We start from the raw sequence: 22,452 nt of genomic DNA, 5'->3' as shown, positions 1-22,452 counted from the left end.
TTTCCTCCTTATCTCTAAATCCAAATTGTACCTAAAAATAACCTCTACAGGTGCCAGAAATCGCAAAAAAGACATATCGTCCGTAAACGATATGTCTTAGAGTCCTTAACATATAACGCGTACGCTACTTGAGCTCAAGTAACCGCCGCGAGATGAATAAAGTGACGCCGATTCCCGTCATAAAGAGCTGAAACGGGATGGGTCAGCTGTTAGCTCCATCCAAACCTGTAGGGGTTACTTCGGTATTCGATTGTGTGTAGCCCGTATAATGATATACAGGAGTTGTAATATGAATGTTATTGAACACCAGTTCTCACCCTTTCTGATTGGTAATTAATTCAAAATTGATCTCGTATGTTGACGATTTTATCATTGTAATTATACAGGTGTCAATTTATTTTTTTGCATTCCTGATGGATTAGACTACAATATAGAGAAGACAGGGGGGAATTCAGATGATTGAGATTACAAAAGAAGCAGCCGATTGGTTCATTAGCGAGCTTGGTTTAAAGGAAGGCCAGGCGGTTCGTTTTTTTGCACGATATAGTGCTGGCGGGCATATACATCCAGGATTCTCTCTTGGTATAGAGGTTGAAGAACCTGTATCACCGGGAGCTTCCTCGGTGGCTCAAGGCATTACATTTTACATGGAAGATCGGGACCTGTGGTATTTAGACGGATATCGTCTTAACGTTAGCTATGATGATAAGGATGGCGATATTGTTTATACTTATGAAGTGGTCGCAGAGTAAAATAATACAAAATGATTTCAACACAAAAAGGCCCGGTTTCGGGCCTTATTTCAATTAGTTACTGTAAAAAAATGCTATCATCCAGTGCGAATTCAAAATCACCAATATCGAAAACTTGAATAGGAATTTCAGCTTCAATGATTCGTTGTATGAATTCAAGCTGATCCGTCAGAACAGGAGCGTTCTCCCGCTTTGAGATTAGTACCATTTCGGTCTCGATGGGATCAAGAAATTCACCATACAGCTCATTATCCAAGGAGTTGACTACAGTCAGAGTAACTGCCTTTCCCAGTAAGATAGATGGGCTCTTGGACCACGGAACATTCAAGGCGCGTTCAAGCTTTTTCCGGTTAAGAGGCTCTTCAAGATAAGATATTAATTCAGCAATTTTATTTACTACATGCTGGTTGTCAGCCGGATCGCTCATGATCGGCTCCGGGCTGCCCTGAAATTCATAAAGCTCCATGACGGTTTTATAAGGTACAATATATTCTACAGGTGCTGATGGCACCAGCAATTCACCATAAATCGCCACCATCACGGCTTCTATGACAAAACGTCGTGACATGGTTATCCTCCTAGTATGACACATTCTGGCAGTAGCGTGATAATAAGGAGTATATCATTATTGTGTTTACAAATACAGCATTGGGCCGGAAAATGAATTAGTAGATAAGAAGTGGGGGGATGATTGTGGGATATGCTGACCTTAATCGCTAATCGATTGGATGAATATGCCGAGAGCCTGCTGTACAGATGATTATAATTAAGGAAGTGCACACATATTGAGACACTGGAAAGCTTATTTTAAATTTGTAAAGCCTTATACGAAATGGATTCTTTTAACTCTGGCGATCGGGATGGTTAAATTTGGTATTCCATCACTTTTGCCGCTGGTGCAAAAATACGTAGTAGATGATATTTTGCTGAATCAGACTCTTATCGTTAGCGACAAAATATCACATTTAATAGTTCTGCTCGGCATTTGCTTCGTACTGTTCGTTATCATTAGAGGGCCGATTGAATATGCGCGGCAATATTTTGCCCAGTTAATTACTGCTAGAATTTTGTTTGATCTGCGGAACAAGCTCTACAGTCACTTGCAGCGCTTATCGCTGAAATACTATCAGAATACGAAGGTGGGAGAAGTAATCTCTCGCTTTATTAATGACGCAGAGCAGACCAAAAATATCGTGGAAGTCGGTATGATGAATGTATGGCTTGATACATTCACGCTAGTGTTTGTGCTGGGTTTTATGTTCTATTTGAACCCGCTGCTTACACTTGTTGCGATTTCGATTTTTCCGCTGTATGCTCTGGCAGTGAAAATTTTATACAAACGTTTAAAAAAGCTGACGAAGGATCGTTCCGCTGCGCTCGCGGGGATTCAGGCTTATTTGCATGAAAGAATTCAGGGGATTTCCGTGATTCGCAGCTTTGCCTTGGAGCGTCATGAAGGTCGGCGGTTTCAAGGAATTAATGGTCGCTATCTGGACAAGGCTCTAGCACATAGTAGGTGGAATGCTTGGACTTTTGCTGTGATTAACACTTTGACGGATATTGCACCATTGCTTGTTCTCGGGTATGGCGGCTATGAGGTGATCAAGGGGAATCTTACGCTGGGGACCTTTGTTGCCTTCTTTGGATACTTGGATCGATTGTATGCCCCGTTAAAACGTCTCATTAACTCATCTACTATTCTGACTCAGGCTTCTGCGTCTTGGGAACGGGTACAGGAGCTGCTTGAAGAGCCTTATGACATGACCGACGCCAGGGATGCGGCGATTATGTCGCCTGGCAAGCATGGTATTGAGTTCAAGGATGTATGGTTCAAATATTCGGAGCAAGGTGATTGGGTGCTAAAAGATATCTCTCTACAGGTTAGCTCGGGACAAACCGTTGCTTTTGTTGGTATGAGCGGCGGAGGGAAATCGTCGCTGGTAGGACTTATTCCTAGATTTTATGATATTCAGAAAGGAACGCTTATTGTCGGAGGTAAGGACGTACGGGATTGGACGATGGAGAGTCTGAGAAATCAAGTCGGTATGGTGTTGCAGGACAATTTTCTGTTCAGCGGCAGTGTGCAGGATAACATACTTTTCGGAAAACCGGATGCGAGTGTAGATGAAGTGATTGCTGCGGCACAAGCGGCCAATGCTCATGAGTTTATTTTGAGCTTGCCGCAGGGCTATGATACAGAAGTTGGGGAGAGAGGCGTCAAGCTGTCCGGTGGACAAAAGCAGCGGATCGCTATCGCACGTGTTTTTTTGAAGGACCCATCAGTCCTTATTCTTGATGAAGCGACTTCGGCGCTTGATTTAGAGTCCGAGCATCTCATTCAGCAGTCGCTGCAGCATTTGTCACAGAGCCGTACGACTCTGATCGTAGCTCATCGTCTGTCAACGATTACCCATGCGGATCTCATTATTGTAATGAAAAACGGCATGATCGCAGAGCGTGGAACCCACGAAGAGCTGATGCAAATAGAAGATGGAGTATATTCTCAGCTTTATAATATTCAGAATTTGAATGTGTAGAGAAGATTGGGAGAAAGAAACCGGGATTATAAGAGGATGAAAGGACGAAGATCCCAATACACAAGTAACGGGATGCTGAATAGAGCATATTATTTTTTTGCGAAAAAGTGAAAGTTTGACATTGGCAATAAGTGAGCATTATACTGACAGATAAATAAGGACGAAGAACGTCCCGTGCCCTTTAATGAATCGAGGGTACGGGACTTTTTTATGCGAAGGAGGAGAAAAGGATGGGTTTCAAAGAGGAGCACAGTAAGTGGTTGGCAGAACATTTAAGCCGAAGGAATGGGGAACGGAAAGGGAGACTGGAGCGCGGACACGCCCATGGTGAGAAAATGTTTATGGAAAAGATCTGGTGGCCGATGTTTGGTAACTTTGATGGTTTACATCCAGAGTATGAAGTAACTCGTTGTTCCACCTAGCATTGTGCTACATCTTTCCAATCAACAGGGATAAGATCCCGGCGGCGATCAGCGGACCGACTGGTACACCGCGGAAGAAGGCGACGCCAAGCACGGTACCGATGAGGAGTCCGGCTACTACGGTTGGCTGGCTGCTCATCAGGCTTGCTCCGCGCCCGCCAAGCCAAGCGACGAGAATGCCTACGCCGATGGCAAGCAGTGATTTCCAGTGGAGGAACGACGACCATAAGGTCTGGATTGAAATTTTCCCGCTTGCTACGGGGGTCATTACACCGATTGTTAGTACGATAATGCCGATTGTTAGACCGTATTTCTCAAGCCACGGGAACATGTAATGCATATGCAGTACTCGGAGCAAAAGAAGTACGATCATAGCAAGGGTGATAGGCATGTTATTGCTGAATATACCTAGTGCGGCAAGCAGTAATAGTAGAAATGACGTAATGTCAATCTGGTTCATGTGAGTTCTCCTTACTTTGCCTAAGAGCTAAATGTAATTGTAATTGCAATTTTTTGAGACAGCTTAAGCTTATTGTCGTAAAGCTAGGATATGTTCCGCAATCATTTTTCCATGACCACGTCCGGTTTCTATAAATACTTCATTGGCGTTACGGCCTGATGCAATGACGCCAGCCACATATAGACCGGGAACATTTGACTCCATCGTATCAGGGTTGAATACAGGCTTCTCCATTTCATCTGTCATCTCAACACCAGCTTCGAACAGCAGCTTGCGATCTGGCCGAAATCCGGTTAGGGCGAGCACAAAATCGTTAGCAATAACGGTAACGTTACGATTCTCCAAGTATTCAACGGTGACTTCTGTTGGTTTGATATCAATAACACGCGAGGACAACATAAGCTTGATTCGCCCTCTATTCACCATACTATCGAAAATCGGTCTTACCCAAGGCTTGATATTATCAGACAAATCCTTGCCACGATATACAACCGTTACATCAGCCCCGACTCGAATTAGCTCCAAAGCTGCGTCTACTGCCGAATTGCTACCGCCGATTACAGTGACCTTCATTCCGGCATAAGGATGCGCTTCCTGAAAATAATGCGTTACCTTCTCACTATCTTCTCCAGGAATGCCTAACATATTTGGATGATCAAAATATCCGGTTGAAATCACGACATGATGAGTAGCATATTCCCATTGTTCCCCAGATCGGGTCTTTGAGTATACGATAAATGTTCCATCCGGCTGACGCTCGATTTTAGTCGCTTCCTCATATGCAGCGATTTGAACCCCATAATGATCACTTACCCGGCGATAGTAGGCAAGAGCCTCATGGCGAAACGGCTTCTCATTAGGTGATACAAAAGGGATATTTCCGATTTCCAGCATTTCAGGTGTACTAAAAAATTGCATATGGGTTGGATATGAATAAATGGAATGCACGATACAGTTTTTTTCAATTACGAGTGTATGTAAACCTCGACGCTGGCATTCAATAGCCGCTGATAGCCCACATGGGCCAGCTCCAATAATAATAACGTCTTGCATGTGAGTCCTCCTATAATGTCAAATTACATCTTCATTATGTTATTCAAACATTATCATCCTACAGCAAATGCACAAGAATATCCAGACGTGCACCTTGCCTTGTGCTCTGCTTCATGTCAGAGTTTGACAGACTACTATACAATAGAGGAAAGAGATAAGAGAAAAAATAGGAGAGAGATTAGGATGGAATGTAAAGCGATTTTGTTTGATTTGGATAATACGCTTATGGATCGGGATTGGACATTTCGGGAATTTGCCAAGCAACTGGTCAAGGAGTGTCTGAATGTACATGAACTAGAGGAACAGGAACGCATTGTTTCCTATATGGTTGAGCGGGATGCGGACGGTTATCGTCCTAAAGAAGGTTTTTTTCAGGAAATGATCGATCATCTTCCATGGTCCAGAAAGCTGGATATGGGCGAGCTTAAAGGGTTTTATGATAAAAACTATATGTCTCATGCAAAAGTGATGAACTACTCTCTTGAGACGCTTGAAGCATGCAAGAGCCATGGATATAAGCTCGGCATTATTACGAATGGATACAGTCATCTGCAGCATCGGAAAATAGATTTGCTTGAGCTTCGTCATTTTTTTGACGAAATTACCGTATCGGGCGACCTAGGCATAAAAAAGCCGGATGAACGCATTTATCGGACTGCACTTGAACGCCTAGGCGTATCGGCAGAGGAAGCGATTATCGTTGGAGACCATCCTGTAAACGACATTTGGGGAGCAGCGCAGGTCGGAATCCGCGGGGTATGGCTGCATCGTAATCATAAATGGAGCGATGATCTGCAAGGCGGAAAACCATGGAACGAAATAAACGAGCTGAATGAGCTGCTCCCACTGCTAAAAGGCCAGGTTCGGCAGGACATTTAGTTCAGTATGAAATTTGAAATGGTTGCAGCTCAGCTTGGCAACATGTTTGGTACTATGAGACAAGTATGCTTATTTGGTAGGAGAACGAGTTTAAAGAAGAAAGAGGCTCTCTAGCAGTCAGTTGACTGGTCGCTAGAAGAGCCTCTTTCTCATATTTTGTAAGGGGAGTTATTCTACAATTTAATTAATACAGGGAAAGCGCCAGAGAATCGAACTCGCTCTTACTGTGCAGGATCGCTTCAGAACCGTCAATTTCGATGCTAATCAGTGTACTAAGGCACTTTTTCAATGCTTGTTTGCCAGTGTGTAATTTATTTTCCAATGCACTGGTTAGCAGCTTCAAAGTACGCTGAACAGGTTGCTTGCTCTCAAGATCGAAATAGACAGGAACTTGATTGTTTTGAAAGTTAATTAGAATTCTCATCATAATCACCTCTATACAGTGGTCTCATGCTACTTATTGTAAAGTAGAATCCTTAAAAAAAGATTAAGATAACATTATAATTATATAAATGTTTTGTTACAGCTAAGAGAGAGGGGATCTCTCTTTTTATTATTTGTGAGTAATACGAATGGGAGCTAAAAAAAGTTTCACTTACTAGAAAAAAATATGCTTCAATTCCTAATTGATTGGGTATATTGTTACAAGTTACCATATTTTGTATCGATACAGAATAGGAAAACAGTGGTATGATGAAAACCGTCCGCAATATGGAGGAGCTAGCTGATTCAAAGATGAATAAATAGGTTTACAACAAGTAGTACTAGTTGAAACCAGAGCCAATGCCATTTATTGGAGGAGGTAAGCGGATGATCATGGCAAATACTGTGGAAAATGAATCGATGATGCTTGATTCAAAAGAATTGTATTTTCTGGCAAGCCTGCTGGAAACCGACCGCTTGCTGGGTGTGGATGACCCTTTCCGCGACTTTTTGATCGATACGGATTTGGGAGAATGGGAAGATGTTCGAAAGTCACTGATTTCAAAGGGATACCTCATTATCAATGACAACGAGGAAGGATGGGGGATGCCCCTGCATTTGTCCTCCAGTTTGAAAACAGCATGTAATGCAGAAAAGGCGTGCTGGCTGAAGTTTAGAACGGCAACTGAAACAATCGAACAATTTATGCATATTACAGATGAACGAATCGTAAATATGGAGCGATCCAATCGGGAGCCTTCGCTACATAGGATTGATGAAATTAGCGAGGTATGCAACGCGAGTGGAATGGTCGCAGGGAAAATTCAATGGAATAAGCAGACACCGGATAAGTTGCCTGCGCTGATGCTGTCTAAACGGCAGTTTGAGGAGGTTGCCAGCCACTCTGATGAGCTGGATGTGGAACAAATCCTGTCGGAATTGTCTAATGTACCGGATGATCAAGAAGCTATAATGGCGCTGGCGAAATGTCTTAAAACATGCTTATCACAGGGAGATCTTAGATTCTACGCCTGGAATGGAAGCAAATGGGACACTCAGAGTGCAAGATTTCTTATTAATCACCATATGAATTGGTTGATTCGAACGAGTACTAAGGAAGATGAAGACTGGTTAATTGCAACTCCTACACCAATGGAGCGATTTCTCGAAATACTACAGACTTGGTTCCATGTGACACCGGGATCAAGGCATCCCGATAGTGCCGGAGTGGTGAGCTAATTTATAATGATAATAGTGATGATTCCTGAAATGGGAGTCATCTTTTTTTATGCTCAAATACTTGCATAGTTTGATCAAAGTGTATATATTGTATATATACATTAAAAACAAAGTTTACACATGTAAAGGTGAGGGAAATTATGAATATTTTATTATCTCCGTCTTCCGGTGAACCCATATACCTACAAATTGTAAGGCAAGTTCGCGGAAGTATTTTGCAGGGAGAATTAACTCCGGGAACGCCATTACCCTCGATTCGGCAGCTCGCCAAAGATTTGCAAATTAGCGTCATTACAACAAAAAGAGCTTATAACGAGCTGGAGCAGGAGGGGCTAATCGATTCTGTGGTAGGTAAAGGTTCCTTTGTATCTGGAGGGAATCAAGAGTTTATTCGGGAGCAGAGGCTTCGTCTACTGGAGGACAAAATCAGGGAATTGCTGGAGGAATGCCGTAATATACCTATCGATGTTGAAGAGCTGGTTGAATGGATCAGGTTGGTGGAAAAAGAGGGAGGTCATAACAGATGAACGCTGTGGAAATTCGCAATGTGAGCAAAAGCTATAAGAACTACAAGTTATCCAATGTTTCTTTTCAAGTGCCGAATGGCTATATTACGGGCTTAATTGGTCCTAATGGGGCAGGAAAAAGCACGATTATTAAATCGATTATGGGGATGGTCATTCCTGATCAGGGAGATATTTCTGTTTTAGGCCAGCCTATTGATTCTGAGAGGGCGGATTATAAAGAGCAAATCGGGTATATTTCAGACGAAAATATCTACTATGACTATTTAACTTTGGCAGAGATGAAAAAAATCGTAGCACCATTCTACTCCAATTGGGATGAGGATCTTTATTTAAAGTACATGGATATATTCGAGCTTCCGGCTCGCAAAAAAATAAAAGAATGCTCTAAAGGGATGAAAACCAAGTTCTCCATCGCACTAGCGTTATCCCACCATCCTAAGTTGTTAATTATGGATGAACCGACTGCTGGACTTGACCCGGTGTTTCGTAGAGAATTGCTGGAGCTGCTTGCGGATTATATTTTAGATGAGCGAAATACGATTCTGTTCTCAACTCATTTGACGACGGATCTGGATCGAGTAGCTGACTACGTTACCTTTGTAAATAGAGGGCAACTCGTTTTTTCAGAAGCTAAAGATGAGGTTTTGGATCGGTATTTGATTGTAAAAGGTGGTCGTGAGCTGTTAGACGGGGATATTCGCAAGGAGTTTGTAGGTCTGCGTGAGACAGGAGTTGGTTTTGAGGGTCTTAGTAGGGATCGCGACCGGGTTGTATCACTGTTTGGAAATGATGTTATGTATCAGACGCCTACGCTGGAGGAAATCATGTATTACACCGCAAAAGGAGGAATAAAGCATGTCTAGCATATCCTTATTGATGCGAAAGGACCTATTGCTATTAAAACGTTATCTGTGGCTAATCGTAATCTATACGATCATTTTCTCGGGTTTCGTGCAAAAGGACAATTTGCTCTTATACAATTTTTTGCCCATGCTTTTGTTGATACTGGTCGTCAATAACGATATGCAGCCTTCGTCACAACAATTTTTGGGGACTCTTCCAGTTCGACGAAAAATATTGGTGTTGTCTAAATATGCATCTGCAGGCTCGCTTCTCATCATAGCTGGTATACTGGGTGGATTAGTGAACAGCTTGGCTCGATATTATTTAGATGGGAATATGTACTTTCATACGTTGCTGGTGGTAGGCAGCATTATATCCGGTTTGCTGTTTATGGCACTGTACATTCCGCTCTTTTACTGGATAGGGCCTAAGGGAGGGCAGTTTTTAAACATTGTATTGATCCTTTTTGTAATGATGGGAAATGGGATAGTAACAGGGATTTTATCAACAGAACAAACCATTATCATCATGGATTGGTTCAATAATCACCCTGTAGAAAGTGGAGTAATTTGTGGCGGTGCCATTATTGTCGCGATACTAACATCTTATGTGATCTCAACAGCTATTTTTAAGAAAAGAGATATCTAAGCAGTTTTTGCTGAAAATAGTCCAATCGAGAATTTACTAAATTATCCTCGACTAAGGGCTATTTTTTTATTTTATTACTGACATCGACATTTCGAGAACGTAATAAATGTAATGTGGATAAGTGAAAAAGCTGATTTTCAGAAAGGGAGTGTATGAAAATTCTTTTGTTGTAAAAATGACATCAATGTCATAAAATAATTATGACATTTATGTCATTTTTCTTAATTGACCTAATAAGTATAAAACTGGGGGTCGTTGTTATGACACAAAAAGCCAAATGGAAGAGGAAGCTTATCCTGCAAGGAGCTGCTAGTGTTTTTATACGTAAAGGCTATAATGCTACTACAATGCAAGATATTGTGGAAGAGTGTGGGATTAGCCGCGGCGGGTTATACCTTTATTTTGATTCGACAGAAACTATATTTTATACACTACTCATGGAGAACTCGCAGAGTATGGAACTGGATTTTATGCATATGATGGCTGAGAGTCAGAGTTTCAGGGAAATAATGGAGTGTTTCTTTGATGAACAGCAGGCAGAATTATTTCATGCAGAACAAAGTATGATGACTGCGACATATGAATTTTTCTTAGCGCATAAGAGCGAGCAGGATAAGCGGTTCCTGCAGGAGCAATATGATCGGTCTGTTACCAGTTTATTAAGAGTATTAGAGTATGGTGTTGCACGCAATGAGGTTCGTTTCCATGATCCGGAGCAAATCGTGAGACATATCATATTATCAATCGAAGGAATTCGGATTTATACAGTATCCGTTGGGGTATCACACAACATGATCGAAGGACAAATAGAGATGTTAAAGTCTCTTGTTATGGGCTTCGAGCATAGATTTGGAATGCGGGGAGACAGCGAATGCTAACCATACTTTCAGTCGATAAGGTGACCAAGCAATTCAGAAAGCATGAGGTTGTATTAAAGAATGTTACTCTCGATATCAAAGAGGGAACATTTACAGCTATGATTGGGGCAAGCGGCTCAGGAAAATCTACCTTGCTGAACATTATGTCAGGTCTTCTTAAGCCTACGAGTGGCAGCGTCTTATATAAGGGCAAAAATTTAACGATGTTTGATGATAATGAAATAGCGAACTTTCTCAGAAATGATGTTGGACTTATTTTTCAAAATTATTATCTGCTTTCCCATCTTACTGTAGAAGAAAATATTAATATTGGAATTTCTAATACTGGAAGACATTATGAACTGAATGAAATCAGTAAGGTATTAGGTATTGAGAATCTGCTCAGACATTTTCCCAGTGAGCTATCAGGGGGGCAACAGCAGCGAGTAGCTATTGCTAGAGCCATAATGAAGAAACCGAGTATTCTGTATTGTGATGAAGCAACGGGAGCGTTGGATGAAGCTAATAGTAAGAAGGTCATCTCTCTATTACACCGGATTCGCCAACAATACGGAATAACCATTATTTTTATTACTCATAATCATGAAATAGCAAAAACTGCGGACCGAGTTATTACGATTAAAGATGGAATGGTCTATCGTGACACGACTTGTACGAATCCAATATCTGTTAAGCAGATGAGTTGGGCGTAATCGTAATCCAGCTGCACTATTTAGGAGAAATGATATGAACCCTATCAGGAAGCAAATATATAAAAATTTATTGGCCAATAAGGGATATATTGCGGTCTTATTCTTAGTGGTGATCTTAACGACATTTATGTATTATTTTGTGGAGTTCTCGATTGATAGAAATGCTAAGAATCTACTGACTTATGTAAATGAACAGCAAAAGGAGCAATTTAGGTTTCAAGTTCGAACTGATATGGATGAAGTGCAGATTATTGAAGGGCTGAGACATGATTATGAGGTGGAGGCCCGAAGTATCAAGAAAATATCTCTGGATAACCGAAGTTATTTTTTTATAAATAGGCCAAATGAAATTGATCTTCCATACATTGTGGCCGGTCGATTGCCATTGATGGAGTCGGAGATTGCCCTCTTGCCGCAATTTATGCAGAGCAACGGTCTTGAGATCGGACAGTCCTTGGTGTTGGGGGATCGTTCGTACATCATTACGGGTTCTTTTTATTTACCGGATTACGAGGTCTTTATCCCATTTGGGGATATTCAGCAGGATGATCATCATGCAACATTTGCTATTGTAACTCCAAAGATCTATGAGCAATATATAGGAAAAGAAGAGCGATATTATGCGGGCAGGGTTAAGGACGGTAATCATTTCGAGGCAAAGATAGCTGATCTAAAAAATAATCCATCCTTCTCATATATAGCGACATCCAACGAAATAAATAGTCATTCGCAAATACTGCTTGGGCTGGACTCGAATAAAATACTTGCGCATACGTTTCTTGTCATATTAGGGTTGATCAGTTTGTTCTTGTATTACATGTTCTATAAACGATTTATGTTGCTTTATAAACAAGAGTTCGGCTGCTTTAAAGCGTTAGGATATACCAAACTGCAAATCAGCGCTATATTAATAAGGTTCTCTTTCGTGATATCTGCTGTAGGAGCGTTAGGGGGGCTTGTATTAGGTTATATTGGTTCATCTGTTTTGCTCCAAATGTATAATAGTAGCTATTCTTTTCCACATTTTGCACGAGGTATTAATATCAGTTCTTTTTGCTATGGCGTGGTAATTGTGATTGCAGCAAACGTTCTGATAACTTATGGCGCTGCGATTCAGTTTATGAAGCAGGATTCCTATACACTATTGAATAACATAGATAAAGCTCAAAACATGAGTGGGGCGAAAATCTTTGCTAATAAGGTGGCTAACCTGTTACCCCAGCGATGGAGACTTCCGGTTCGTGTAGTTCTACGTAAGTGGAACACATTATTTCTTAGCGCACTCACCATTTTAATTGTTAGCACTCTGTTTATTACGAGTTATTCATTATATATGTCTAGTAGTACGATCATTGAGTCACAAACCACTGGTAGAACTTATGAATATGATACTACATATGATAGCTACCAACAGGATGTGGAGAATTTACGGACTACAAGGATGTATTACTTGCATAAGGATGTACATATCTTGCAAGATGACCGTGAAATTCCTTTAGCAATGGTAGGGTTAGATTCACGGGGTTCGTTATTGGAATTGTATAATTTGAAGCATGAAGTGATCGATCTGAAGGATGTAAATGGAGTTGTAATTAGTCAAGGTATCAGCGAAATGTATGGAATAGGCAAGGGAGATAATCTAGAATTTATCATAGATCGGGAGCAATATAGTACCCATATCGCAGAGATCACTTTGAACGGTGACATGAATACGATGTATTTGGACAAAGCCACATTAGCCAAGAGCCTCGGAATTCCAAGTAATATGCATTCAGGTGAACTGAGCAATGAATTAAAGAGTGTCCTGAACAGCAGTGTCGTTACAACAACAGAAAAACGGGCTGTCTTAGAAAGTAATGCTGTTTCCAATCGTTCTAGTGCAGTTATTAATCAACTGGTTGGCGCACTAATTGGCTGCCTTCTGTTATATATCGTCGTATTACTTAATTTTCAGGATCGTACTCAGGATATGTCAATATTACGTCTGTTAGGTTATAAACCAAGTGAAATTAATTCTCTGTTAGTCGATGTATACAGGCCGATATTTCTCATCTTGTACTTGTTAATACTTCCATTCGCCATTAATATTTCTTATCAAATTCACCGATTGATATCGCTTCAAACCAATGATTATATTCCATTCTCCACAAATGGTTGGTTATTGTTGCTAGCCTTTGTTGCTATTATGTTACTGTACAGCTTGGTGGTATTCTTTTTTAAACGGAAGACTTACCGATTGATAAAAAAAGGCTATAACACTATATTGTTATAATTTATCTCAAAAAAATTTGATAATTACGGTAGATGATTATAAGTAGCTCCTTTTTGGGTAATCTTGAAGAAAGGTATAGAGATCTTCATATTTTATCCAATGAAAAAGGAGTGACTGTAATCATGATGGTAAACCAAATTAGCCATGGTCGTTTTTTTGGAAAGACAGCAATTGTTACCGGAGCCGGATCGGGAATTGGAAGAGCAGCGGCGATAAGGCTGGCAAGAGAAGGAGCAAAGGTCGCTCTTTTTGATTTGATTAATGAGAGCACTCAAAAAACGGAGAATTTTATAAATAATGTGTCAAATGGGGTATCCAAAGCTTTTGATGTGGATGTATCAGATCCGGTCAGAATGGAAAAGGCAGTGTCAGAGACGGCGGATTTGTTCGGCGGGATTGATATCGTATTTGCAAACGCGGGGATCAACGGGACATTAGCACCCATAGATGAAATGAGCTTGGAGGAATGGGAAAAAACGCTGCGTATCAACTTGAACGGTACATTTTTGACCGTTAAGCTTACAGTGCCCTACATGAAAGAGCGTGGTGGAGGAAGCATTATCATCACGAGTTCAATCAACGGAAATGATCGATACTCTGGATTCGGGATGTCTGCTTATAGTACAACAAAGGCTGGACAAGTTGCATTTGCAAAAATGACTGCGCTTGAGCTGGCTAAATATAAAATCAGAGTAAATACGATCTGTCCAGGTTCGATTTCCACGAATATTGAATCTAGTACAGAAATTAGCGATGAGCTTGAGGAAATTATTATTCCGGTGGAGTATCCGGAAGGATCACAGCCTCTGGCGGATGGACCAGGACAACCAAGACATGTTGCTGATCTGGTCGCATTTCTTGCCAGTCATGAAGCAGCTCATATTACCGGAGCACGAATCGTTATCGATGGAGCTGAATCATTATTATAAGAGAAAAATCTGCTTGAGGTTCTCAATACCATCCACAAATTTGACGCCATCGTTACCGAGTGAAAAGCGGAGCGATGGCGTTTTATTTAACGACGAGATCGCTGTATACTTTGATTCAATATCTAATAGGTTTTAGTGTGATAAAATATTATAAGTAAATAATTAATGCTATTTGCTGTTCTGATAATAATAACATGGGAGATTATGATGACCAGACCTTTGATGCCCATAGATGAAGTGATTCCTGAATTAAAAGAAGCGCTGAGCACATTCGGTGCAGCTGTGCTGACCGCGGAACCCGGGGCGGGAAAGACAACTCGTGTTCCGCTAGAATTGCTCAATGAACCGTGGATGAAAGGGCAGGGTATGATTCTACTCGAGCCTCGTCGTCTTGCAGCCCGTTCTGCGGCTGCTTATATGGCGAAGCAACTGGGTGAACCTATTGGGGAGACTGTGGGCTACCGAATTAGAACGGAGAGCCGCGTATCACCGAGAACGCGAATTACGGTTGTGACGGAAGGTATTTTAACACGTATGCTGCAGAACGATCCTGCTCTGGTTGGAACAGGATTGTTGCTGTTTGATGAATTCCATGAACGAAGCCTTCATGCTGATTTAGGGCTCGCGTTGTCCTTGCAAAGTCGGGAGCTGCTACGAGAAGACCTGCGGATTGTAGTGATGTCGGCAACGCTGGAATCAGCTCCGATCTCAGCAATGTTAGGAAATGCTCCTGTTATACAAAGCAGGGGGAGAAATTTCCCCGTTGATACCGTTTTTGTCGACGTTTCACAACAGGAAAAGCTGGAATCAGCGGTTGTGAGAACTGTACATAGAGCGCTTGGTGAGCATGAAGGAAGCCTGCTTGTGTTTTTGCCTGGCGTACGTGAAATTCGCCATGTTGAACGAGAGCTGGCTGGACGATTGCCAAGTAATGTACTGTTGACTCCGTTGTACGGAGCTTTGTCACAAAAGGAGCAGCAGCAGGCGATTGAAGCAGCACCGCCGGGAGAACGCAAGGTGGTGCTCGCCACCTCGATTGCGGAGTCGTCCCTGACGGTATCAGACGTGACCGTTGTCATCGATAGCGGTCTTCGGCGGACCGCGCTTTTTTCTCCGCGCACCGGGATGAGCCGACTCGTGACGATGCGGGCTGCTCGCGATTCCGCCGATCAGCGGCGCGGCCGCGCCGGGCGTACTGCAGCAGGCGTATGTTATCGTCTATGGAGCGAAGCCGAGGATCGGCTGCTGTCTGAGCGAACGCCTGCAGAGAAGCTGGAGGCGGACTTGACGCCTCTCGCTCTGGAATTGGCGGCGTGGGGCGTCTCGCAGCCTGAGGAGCTATTATGGCTTGATCTGCCGCCACAAGCACCATACCGTCAAGCTGTGCAATTACTGCAACAGCTGGGGGCGCTGGAATCATCCTTTGTGATCAGCACCCACGGAAAGCAGATGGCAGGTCTTGGCCTGCATCCAAGGCTGGCTCATATGCTGATTCGTGGACGCGAACTGGGACTTGGAACAGCCGCATGCCGATTGGCTGCTCTGCTGGAAGAGCGCGATCTCTTTAAAGGAGGAGCAGCGGGCAGCAATTGTGATTTGCGAAGTCGGCTTGCGATCTTGATGAGCTTGCAGGGTGAGGAAGGAATTCGGGATGGATTCCATTTACCGAATGATATTGATCGAGCTGATGTACAGCGAATGATTAGAGCAAGCCAGCAGTGGGAAAGAGCTTTAAGCTACGTAAATCAAGATGATCAGCATCATGTACAGGGCCAAAGTGACTGGGAGAGCTGCTGCGGGTTACTGGTTTCTTTTGCCTATCCTGATCGAATTGCCCGTCGCAGAGCGGATGGACGTTATTTGCTCAGAAGCGGAAGAGGGGCTGTGTTTGGAATGCAGCAGCATTTAAGCGTTGAGGAGTTTTTGGCGATAGCCGAAGTTGATGATGAGGGAGTGGAAGGACGGATCATGCTGGCTGCTCCACTGGCTGAGAAACAATTAACTACCCATTACCTGCAAGAGATGAAAGAAGAGAAAAGCGCGGTATGGGATGAGGATACGGGAACAGTAAGAGCCAGAGTCAGAGTGAGCCTGGGCGCTATTGTGATGAAGGATCAGCCTGATCCTGCGCCTTCTGATGAGATGATCGTTCAAGCACTTTTGAATAGTGTAAAAGAGTACGGCATGGATGTCTTGCCCTGGAATACGAAATCTCGCCAGCTTCAAGCAAGAATCAGCTTTATGCACACTCTTGATAACAAGTGGCCTAATGTATTAGATGAAGCCTTGGCCGAATCGGTTGAGGAATGGCTAGCTCCATATGTCACAGGTTTTCGTAAGCGGTCTGAATTTAAAAGCTTGTCCTTAACTATGATTCTGGAAAATATGCTGGGTTGGGGCCTTATGCAGGAGCTTAATGAAGAAGCGCCCACCCATCTGCACGTTCCAAGCGGCTCCAAAATACCAGTTCAATATGATGGACCTCAAGCCCCTTATGCAGCAGTTCGTCTACAGGAGGTGTTCGGGATGCTGGAGACACCGAGAATTGGTTATGGCCGTATCTCGATTATTTTACATTTACTCTCGCCAGCAAACAGGCCAGTTCAGGTTACTTCAGATCTAAACAGCTTCTGGAAGAACACATATTTTGATGTCAAGAAGGATTTAAAAGGTAGATACCCTAAGCACTACTGGCCAGATGATCCAATGGAAGCTGTTGCAACCCGAAAGGTTCGGCCGGATGCCAAAAAATCGTGATGGCTAATGGATCAGATGACCCGATTTTGCTTTTTCTACGGATTTAGCCGTGATTCTGTTTACAAATCCCTTTAGTCCAACGCCAAGAATCAATGTAATTGCTACGTAGATCAGAAGAATGGTGAAATCACGGATTACGATGTCCCGGACACTGCCGCCAACGGCTTCACGCATTAAACTTATTGCATATGTGAACGGAAGATACGGGTAAATAGCTTGGAAAAAGGGTGGGGTCACCTGAATCGGAAACGTTCCTCCCGAACCGGCTAACTGAAGGACAAGGAGTACGACAGCCATCGCTTTTCCAACATTGCCGAATACAGAGACGAATGTATAGATCATGAGCATGAACACTGCGCTGTTAAAGAGACCGAATAAGACGAACTGGATCGGATCAGCCGCGTAAGCCCTAAGAAATAGCAAATCGCCTACAGTTACGACCAGTGACTGAAGCAGAGCTATGGTTAAAAATGTAAGATACCTTCCAAAATATACATGGTAGCTTTTCATGCCTTCCTGCAGCCCATAAACCTGTACCGTCAGGAGAGACACAAGCAGAATTCCTCCTACCCAGAGAGATAGCGTGGTGAAGAAGGGGGACATGGCTGACCCGTAATTCGGAATAGGGTACAGTACATTTTCTACGAGCTTGACAGGTTCGGCAAAAAATTCACTCTCCTTGGCAAAGTCAATCGTCAGCAGATTAATCAAATCTTGTAGTGATGCTTCTTTTTCAAATTCGGCAATTCGGTTTGTTACATTTGTCAGCTTGCTCTCGGCTTCAGGTAAATGGCTCCGAACGATTTCGGCTTCATTTACAGCGACCTTTAGCCCTTTAGCAGCATCAACCAGAACCTTGTCTATGGCTGGAAGGTCTGAAATCGCTGATTGAAGAATTGCTCCTGCGTGATCTGCTTCCTTCTTGACAATAGTTAAAGCGGTTTGGATGGCAGGCAATATTTTTGCATCAAAGTTACCGTTGATCTGTTCTAAAGTTTTGGTAACTTGCGCTGACAATTTCGTGAAATCAGATAACGTGGCTTCTGCAGAGGTTTCAGCAGTTTCAATAACCTGTATCGTATTAGACAAAAGAGTCGACATTGTCTTGAAATGCTCACTGACCTGCTTAAGATCTTGTGAGACGTTCGTTAAAGCAGGACTATTGGCGTCACTACCAAGCCTTTGAAAAAGGGATGCAGCAGCAGCTGATGTATTTGAAGCGTTGGCTAATGTTGCTACAGTATTAACCGGCAAATTGGATGCGAGTGGCTTATTCTCATCTTGTTTTGATAAATCAATGGCCGTTAGCAGCAAATTTCCAATTTGATTTGCGGCTTCGGAGGTCACTTGAAGATGCAGCAGCATTTCCTTGATTGCAGGTGCGGTGGAGTCTATCACACCACCGCTTTGGTCTAGAAATTTAGATGTTTGCTGTGCGAATTGCTGGCCTTTTTTTGCTAGTTCGGCAGCATGAGGGAGCTCCTCTTTAACTTTATCTACAATTTTGCGGCTTGCATGAAGATCAGATACTGCTGTATCCGCGGCCTGATTGATTTCTGGAAACAGTTCCTCCAGCCGCAGGATCAAGCTTTTCATCTTAAGCAGCAGCGGCAGCTCTTCCTTTAATTCAACACCCAGTTTGTTAAAAATTCGGAAAATGGTGCCGTTTGCTGTTTTAATAAAATTCTGATTCACTTCGTTAATGATAGAGCTGGCTCCGGTAGACGTAATTTTAGGAGCGATTGCGTTAATTTTTTCGTTTACATAGTATAGGATTTCTGCTTTCTCAGGCTGATGTGTGAGGACGGTTGCGATCCGTTCAGAAAAATTGGAGGGGATGAGGATTACCGCATAGTAATCCCCATGCTTTACTCCTTTTAGAGCTTCGCTCTCGGAAGTAAATACCCAGCCGATTTTATGATTCTCTTTCAGAGAGGTTATGATTTCATCCCCGATTTTAATTTCTTGGCCCTTAACAGCGGCGCCTGTATCCTGATTTGCCACAGCTACCTTGATTCCGGACGTCTGACCGTATGGGTCCCAAGAGGCTTCAATATTGAACCAGGCGTAGAGTGAAGGAAGGATGATTAGCCCTGTAATAAGTATGGCAGCAGCCGAGTTCGTAACAATTCCTCTAATATCCTTTGCATAGATCGACAGTATATTTTTCACGGGATGGGTTCTCCATTTCGTAATAATCATGCTCATAAGCTTTGTCCATGTAGTATCCCGAACGAATTGAAAATATAATCACTGAACATTTGGCCCGCAATTTGAAGCTATTAAGGATGAAATAAAGAAGCTGTTGTAGAAACGTTGATAATGTCTTACAATTAAAACATACTAAATAAATAAGAAATATATTGTATAATTTATGATCATGCAGTAACATGAATATATATTCATAACTGAATAATGTGGGAATAGGTGTTCTAGCTGAGTATGGTTAGAACTTAATAGGGAAGTCCGGTGCAACGCCGGCGCGGTCCCGCCACTGTAACAGAGGAGTCTGATGCAATAGTGTCACTGGTGTATGTTAATACACTGGGAAGGCTGCATGACGACAATGATTCTGAAGCCAGGAGACCTGCCTGTTCTGACAGCACTGATGTACCTACGGGAGATAGGGAGGTGTTAAAGATGCAAGCCGTCGTGAACGATTCCGAAGGTCCTCTTTAGCCTTGCCCGCTAAGAGGACCTTTTTTATTTTGCTTCATAACAAGTCAGATGCAACCAGAAGAAATAAATCATTTACATGGAGGGAAACAAATTGAGCACAAAAATCAGTGGTAATTTGGGATATCCGCGAATCGGCGGAAATCGTGAATGGAAGAAAGCAATCGAAACATTTTGGAAGGGTCAGATTACTGAAGATGAGCTTCATGAGAAATTAACTGAAATCAGATTGAACAACTGGAAACTGCAGCGTGACAAAGGAATTGAATTAATCCCGGTAGGAGATTTTACTTATTATGATCATGTATTGGATACTGCGGTGATGTTTGGTATCGTACCTGAGCGTTTTGAGTATACCGGCGGCCCTGTTCCTTTACAAACCTACTATGCGATTGCGCGTGGTAATAAAGAAGCGGCAGCTAGTGAAATGACAAAATGGTTCAATACAAATTATCATTACATCGTTCCGGAACTAGGCTCAAGAGAACCGCAGCTTACCCGAAACAATCCCCTTGCTGCTTATGTTGAAGCAAAAGAGAAGCTCGGAATTGATGGTCGTCCAGTGATCTTGGGGCTATATACTTTTCTTAAGCTGTCCAAAGGATTTGGAGCTTCGGAATGGGATAGCTGGATTAGCAAGCTGCTGCCTTTATATGTACAAGTTCTACGTGAGCTCAAGGAAGCGGGAGCTAAATGGGTACAAATCGATGAGCCTGCTCTTGTAGCCACTGTATCCACTGAGGACCAAGAACGATTGAATCTGATCTATTCTACAATTGCGAAGGAAGTCCCTGGATTGTCAGTTATGTTACAAACTTATTTTGAATCGGTTGATCTGTATAAAGAGCTTGTAGCTTTGCCTGTACAAGGCTTTGGTTTGGATTTTGTACATGGAAAAGAGGCCAATTTACAATCGCTTCGCGAGTATGGTTTTCCGGCTGGCAAGACGCTTGGAGCAGGTGTGATTGATGGACGCAACATTTGGCGAGCGGATCTTTATCAAGGTAGTCAATTGCTGGATGAGCTCAGTAAGCTTACTGGTGATGCAGATCTTGTTATTCAGTCTTCATGCAGTCTGCTGCATGTTCCTGTCTCCGCACAAGCAGAAGACAAGCTTGAGACCGTACTGAGCAATGCACTTGCTTTCGCTGAAGAGAAGCTGGATGAAATTGTTGCGTTAAGCCGTGTGGCTGCAGGTCAAGAGCAATCGGATTTGTTCGATCAGAACCGTCAGGCTCTTGAAGCACTTGCATCTGATCCAGCGAGAGGCCGTAATCATGTCCGTACAGCTGTAGAGCAAATTACTCAGCAGCCTGCTGAACGGAGCAGTGCATTTGCAACTCGTAAGCTGAAGCAAAAAGAAAAATGGAGCTTGCCGTTCCTTCCAACGACTACGATAGGCAGCTTTCCGCAAACCGCAGAAGTTCGCTCTGCCAGACAGAAATGGCGCAAAGGCGAATGGTCTGAAGCGCAGTATGATGAATTTGTTCGTGAAGAAATCAGCAAATGGATACAAATTCAAGAAGAGATTGGAATCGATGTACTCGTTCATGGAGAATTTGAGCGTACAGATATGGTGGAGTTTTTTGGTGAGAAGCTGCCAGGGTTTGCATTTACAAAAGGCGGTTGGGTACAATCCTATGGTACGCGCTGCGTGAAGCCGCCTGTCATTTATGGAGATGTAGATTTTGATCAGCCTATGACTGTAAAAGAGACAAAATATGCTCAGTCGTTGACGAAGAAACCAGTCAAAGGGATGCTTACAGGGCCAATTACAATTCTGAACTGGTCCTTTGTTCGAAGTGATATTTCCCGTGAAGCAGTTGCATACCAAATCGCCCTTGCGCTTCGCAAAGAGGTTGAGGCATTGGAATCCGCAGGGATTGAAATGATCCAGGTGGATGAGCCTGCACTTCGTGAAGGTCTCCCACTGAAACGGAAAGACTGGGATAACTATTTGGACTGGGCAGTGAAAGCCTTTAAAGTATCTACATCAACAGTAAAAGATACAACACAAATTCATACTCATATGTGCTATTGCGAGTTCCATGATATTATCGATTCCATTGAGGCGTTGGATGCGGACGTTATTTCTATTGAAACCTCACGCAGCCATGGTGAGCTGGTTCACAGCTTCGAGGAGCATACGTATCCGCTCGGTATCGGTCTTGGAGTATATGATATTCATAGTCCACGTGTGCCTTCCGAAGATGAGATGATCGTCATGATCGAACGTGCGCTTAAGGTTCTTGATCCTGAGCTGTTCTGGATTAATCCGGACTGCGGCTTGAAGACGAGAGGCCTTGAAGAGACTGTTGATTCGTTAAAAAATATGGTGTCTGCTGCCAAGCGATACCGGGAGCAAATGAAATAGTAAATCGTTCAATTTGACAAATGGCCTGCTCGTCCTTTACTATATTTAAGAAAGTACTAGAGATAAAGTTAGTCATAGGACATCAGGAGGG

At 42.8% G+C, this 22,452-nt stretch carries 19 protein-coding genes and 1 riboswitch; of the genes, 14 read left to right on the top strand and 5 right to left on the bottom strand.

Translation table 11 applies throughout. The annotated features are described in order from the left end of the window. Positions 1 to 455 precede the first annotated feature (455 nt). Positions 456 to 752 carry a HesB/YadR/YfhF family protein gene (locus tag BLS49_RS01325; RefSeq protein ID WP_091226062.1) on the top strand — a complete coding sequence of 99 codons (297 nt, stop codon included), beginning with the start codon at positions 456 to 458 and terminating at the stop codon, positions 750 to 752. Positions 753 to 810: 58 nt separating this feature from the next. Here the strand turns inward: BLS49_RS01325 and BLS49_RS01320 are convergent, their stop codons facing one another. Continuing rightward, positions 811 to 1,320 carry an ADP-heptose synthase gene (locus BLS49_RS01320; protein WP_091226061.1) on the bottom strand — a complete coding sequence of 170 codons (510 nt, stop codon included), beginning with the start codon at positions 1,318 to 1,320 and terminating at the stop codon, positions 811 to 813. Positions 1,321 to 1,537: 217 nt separating this feature from the next. On the opposite strand from BLS49_RS01320, the gene BLS49_RS01315 reads away from it, so the two are divergent. Together BLS49_RS01315 and BLS49_RS01310 are read left to right on the top strand one after the other, a co-directional pair. Further along, positions 1,538 to 3,289: an ABC transporter ATP-binding protein gene (locus BLS49_RS01315; protein ID WP_091226059.1), complete on the top strand. Its 1,752-nt coding sequence runs from the start codon at positions 1,538 to 1,540 to the stop codon at positions 3,287 to 3,289. 230 nt (positions 3,290 to 3,519) lie between these two features. Beyond that, positions 3,520 to 3,711, top strand: a complete 192-nt coding sequence (locus BLS49_RS01310; protein ID WP_091226057.1) for a hypothetical protein — start codon at positions 3,520 to 3,522, stop codon at positions 3,709 to 3,711. A gap of 7 nt (positions 3,712 to 3,718) precedes the next feature. Here the strand turns inward: BLS49_RS01310 and BLS49_RS01305 are convergent, their stop codons facing one another. Next, positions 3,719 to 4,171 (bottom strand): DUF441 domain-containing protein, encoded by a 453-nt coding sequence (locus tag BLS49_RS01305; protein WP_091226056.1) that lies wholly within the window; start codon positions 4,169 to 4,171, stop codon positions 3,719 to 3,721. 69 nt (positions 4,172 to 4,240) lie between these two features. Then, entirely contained in the window at positions 4,241 to 5,224 is a 984-nt protein-coding gene (locus BLS49_RS01300) for a YpdA family putative bacillithiol disulfide reductase (protein WP_091226052.1), read from the bottom strand. 183 nt (positions 5,225 to 5,407) lie between these two features. Here BLS49_RS01300 and BLS49_RS01295 point away from each other — a divergent pair, with 183 nt between their 5' ends. Continuing rightward, positions 5,408 to 6,103: an HAD family hydrolase gene (locus tag BLS49_RS01295; RefSeq protein ID WP_091226050.1), complete on the top strand. Its 696-nt coding sequence runs from the start codon at positions 5,408 to 5,410 to the stop codon at positions 6,101 to 6,103. A 184-nt stretch (positions 6,104 to 6,287) separates the two neighbouring features. On the opposite strand, the gene BLS49_RS01290 is transcribed toward BLS49_RS01295, so the two are convergent. After that, complete coding sequence (locus tag BLS49_RS01290; RefSeq protein ID WP_091226048.1) at positions 6,288 to 6,527, bottom strand: hypothetical protein; 240 nt, start codon at positions 6,525 to 6,527, stop codon at positions 6,288 to 6,290. A gap of 386 nt (positions 6,528 to 6,913) precedes the next feature. Here BLS49_RS01290 and BLS49_RS01285 point away from each other — a divergent pair, with 386 nt between their 5' ends. The 9 genes from BLS49_RS01285 (at position 6,914) to hrpB (ending at position 17,311) form a co-directional block, all read left to right on the top strand. Then, positions 6,914 to 7,765, top strand: coding sequence for a hypothetical protein (locus tag BLS49_RS01285; RefSeq protein WP_091226046.1), 852 nt, complete (start codon positions 6,914 to 6,916; stop codon positions 7,763 to 7,765). A 140-nt stretch (positions 7,766 to 7,905) separates the two neighbouring features. After that, positions 7,906 to 8,292, top strand: a complete 387-nt coding sequence (locus BLS49_RS01280) for a GntR family transcriptional regulator (protein ID WP_091226044.1) — start codon at positions 7,906 to 7,908, stop codon at positions 8,290 to 8,292. Continuing rightward, positions 8,289 to 9,155 (top strand): ABC transporter ATP-binding protein, encoded by an 867-nt coding sequence (locus tag BLS49_RS01275; protein ID WP_091226042.1) that lies wholly within the window; start codon positions 8,289 to 8,291, stop codon positions 9,153 to 9,155. Before BLS49_RS01280 ends, BLS49_RS01275 begins: the two co-directional genes overlap by 4 nt. Further along, positions 9,148 to 9,783: an ABC-2 transporter permease gene (locus tag BLS49_RS01270; protein WP_091226040.1), complete on the top strand. Its 636-nt coding sequence runs from the start codon at positions 9,148 to 9,150 to the stop codon at positions 9,781 to 9,783. The genes BLS49_RS01275 and BLS49_RS01270 overlap by 8 nt, the downstream gene beginning before the upstream one ends. 260 nt (positions 9,784 to 10,043) lie before the next feature. Continuing rightward, positions 10,044 to 10,661 (top strand): TetR/AcrR family transcriptional regulator, encoded by a 618-nt coding sequence (locus tag BLS49_RS01265; protein ID WP_175471266.1) that lies wholly within the window; start codon positions 10,044 to 10,046, stop codon positions 10,659 to 10,661. Then, positions 10,655 to 11,353, top strand: coding sequence for an ABC transporter ATP-binding protein (locus BLS49_RS01260; protein WP_091226036.1), 699 nt, complete (start codon positions 10,655 to 10,657; stop codon positions 11,351 to 11,353). The genes BLS49_RS01265 and BLS49_RS01260 overlap by 7 nt, the downstream gene beginning before the upstream one ends. Before the next feature lie 34 nt (positions 11,354 to 11,387). Continuing rightward, positions 11,388 to 13,625, top strand: coding sequence for an ABC transporter permease (locus tag BLS49_RS01255; RefSeq protein ID WP_091226034.1), 2,238 nt, complete (start codon positions 11,388 to 11,390; stop codon positions 13,623 to 13,625). A 122-nt stretch (positions 13,626 to 13,747) separates the two neighbouring features. Next, positions 13,748 to 14,554, top strand: coding sequence for an SDR family oxidoreductase (locus BLS49_RS01250; protein ID WP_091226032.1), 807 nt, complete (start codon positions 13,748 to 13,750; stop codon positions 14,552 to 14,554). Between the two features lie 207 nt (positions 14,555 to 14,761). Further along, the gene (hrpB, locus tag BLS49_RS01245; protein WP_091226031.1) at positions 14,762 to 17,311 is read left to right on the top strand and encodes an ATP-dependent helicase HrpB; all 2,550 of its coding nucleotides are present in this window, start codon (positions 14,762 to 14,764) and stop codon (positions 17,309 to 17,311) included. A 3-nt stretch (positions 17,312 to 17,314) separates the two neighbouring features. Here hrpB and BLS49_RS01240 read toward each other — a convergent pair whose 3' ends face one another. Next, positions 17,315 to 19,483 (bottom strand): YhgE/Pip domain-containing protein, encoded by a 2,169-nt coding sequence (locus tag BLS49_RS01240; protein ID WP_091226029.1) that lies wholly within the window; start codon positions 19,481 to 19,483, stop codon positions 17,315 to 17,317. Positions 19,484 to 19,719: 236 nt separating this feature from the next. Then, a riboswitch (cobalamin riboswitch) is annotated at positions 19,720 to 19,920 on the top strand. A 161-nt stretch (positions 19,921 to 20,081) separates the two neighbouring features. Between BLS49_RS01240 and metE the strand changes: the two genes are divergently transcribed. Beyond that, complete coding sequence (metE, locus tag BLS49_RS01235; RefSeq protein ID WP_091226027.1) at positions 20,082 to 22,361, top strand: 5-methyltetrahydropteroyltriglutamate--homocysteine S-methyltransferase; 2,280 nt, start codon at positions 20,082 to 20,084, stop codon at positions 22,359 to 22,361. The last annotated feature ends 91 nt before the right edge of the window (positions 22,362 to 22,452 follow it).

Source organism: Fontibacillus panacisegetis, assembly GCF_900102215.1.
GTDB classification, from domain to species: Bacteria; Bacillota; Bacilli; order Paenibacillales; family Paenibacillaceae; genus Fontibacillus; species Fontibacillus panacisegetis.
Note: the sequence above shows the minus strand (reverse complement) of the source record. Positions and strands in the feature narration are given on the sequence as shown.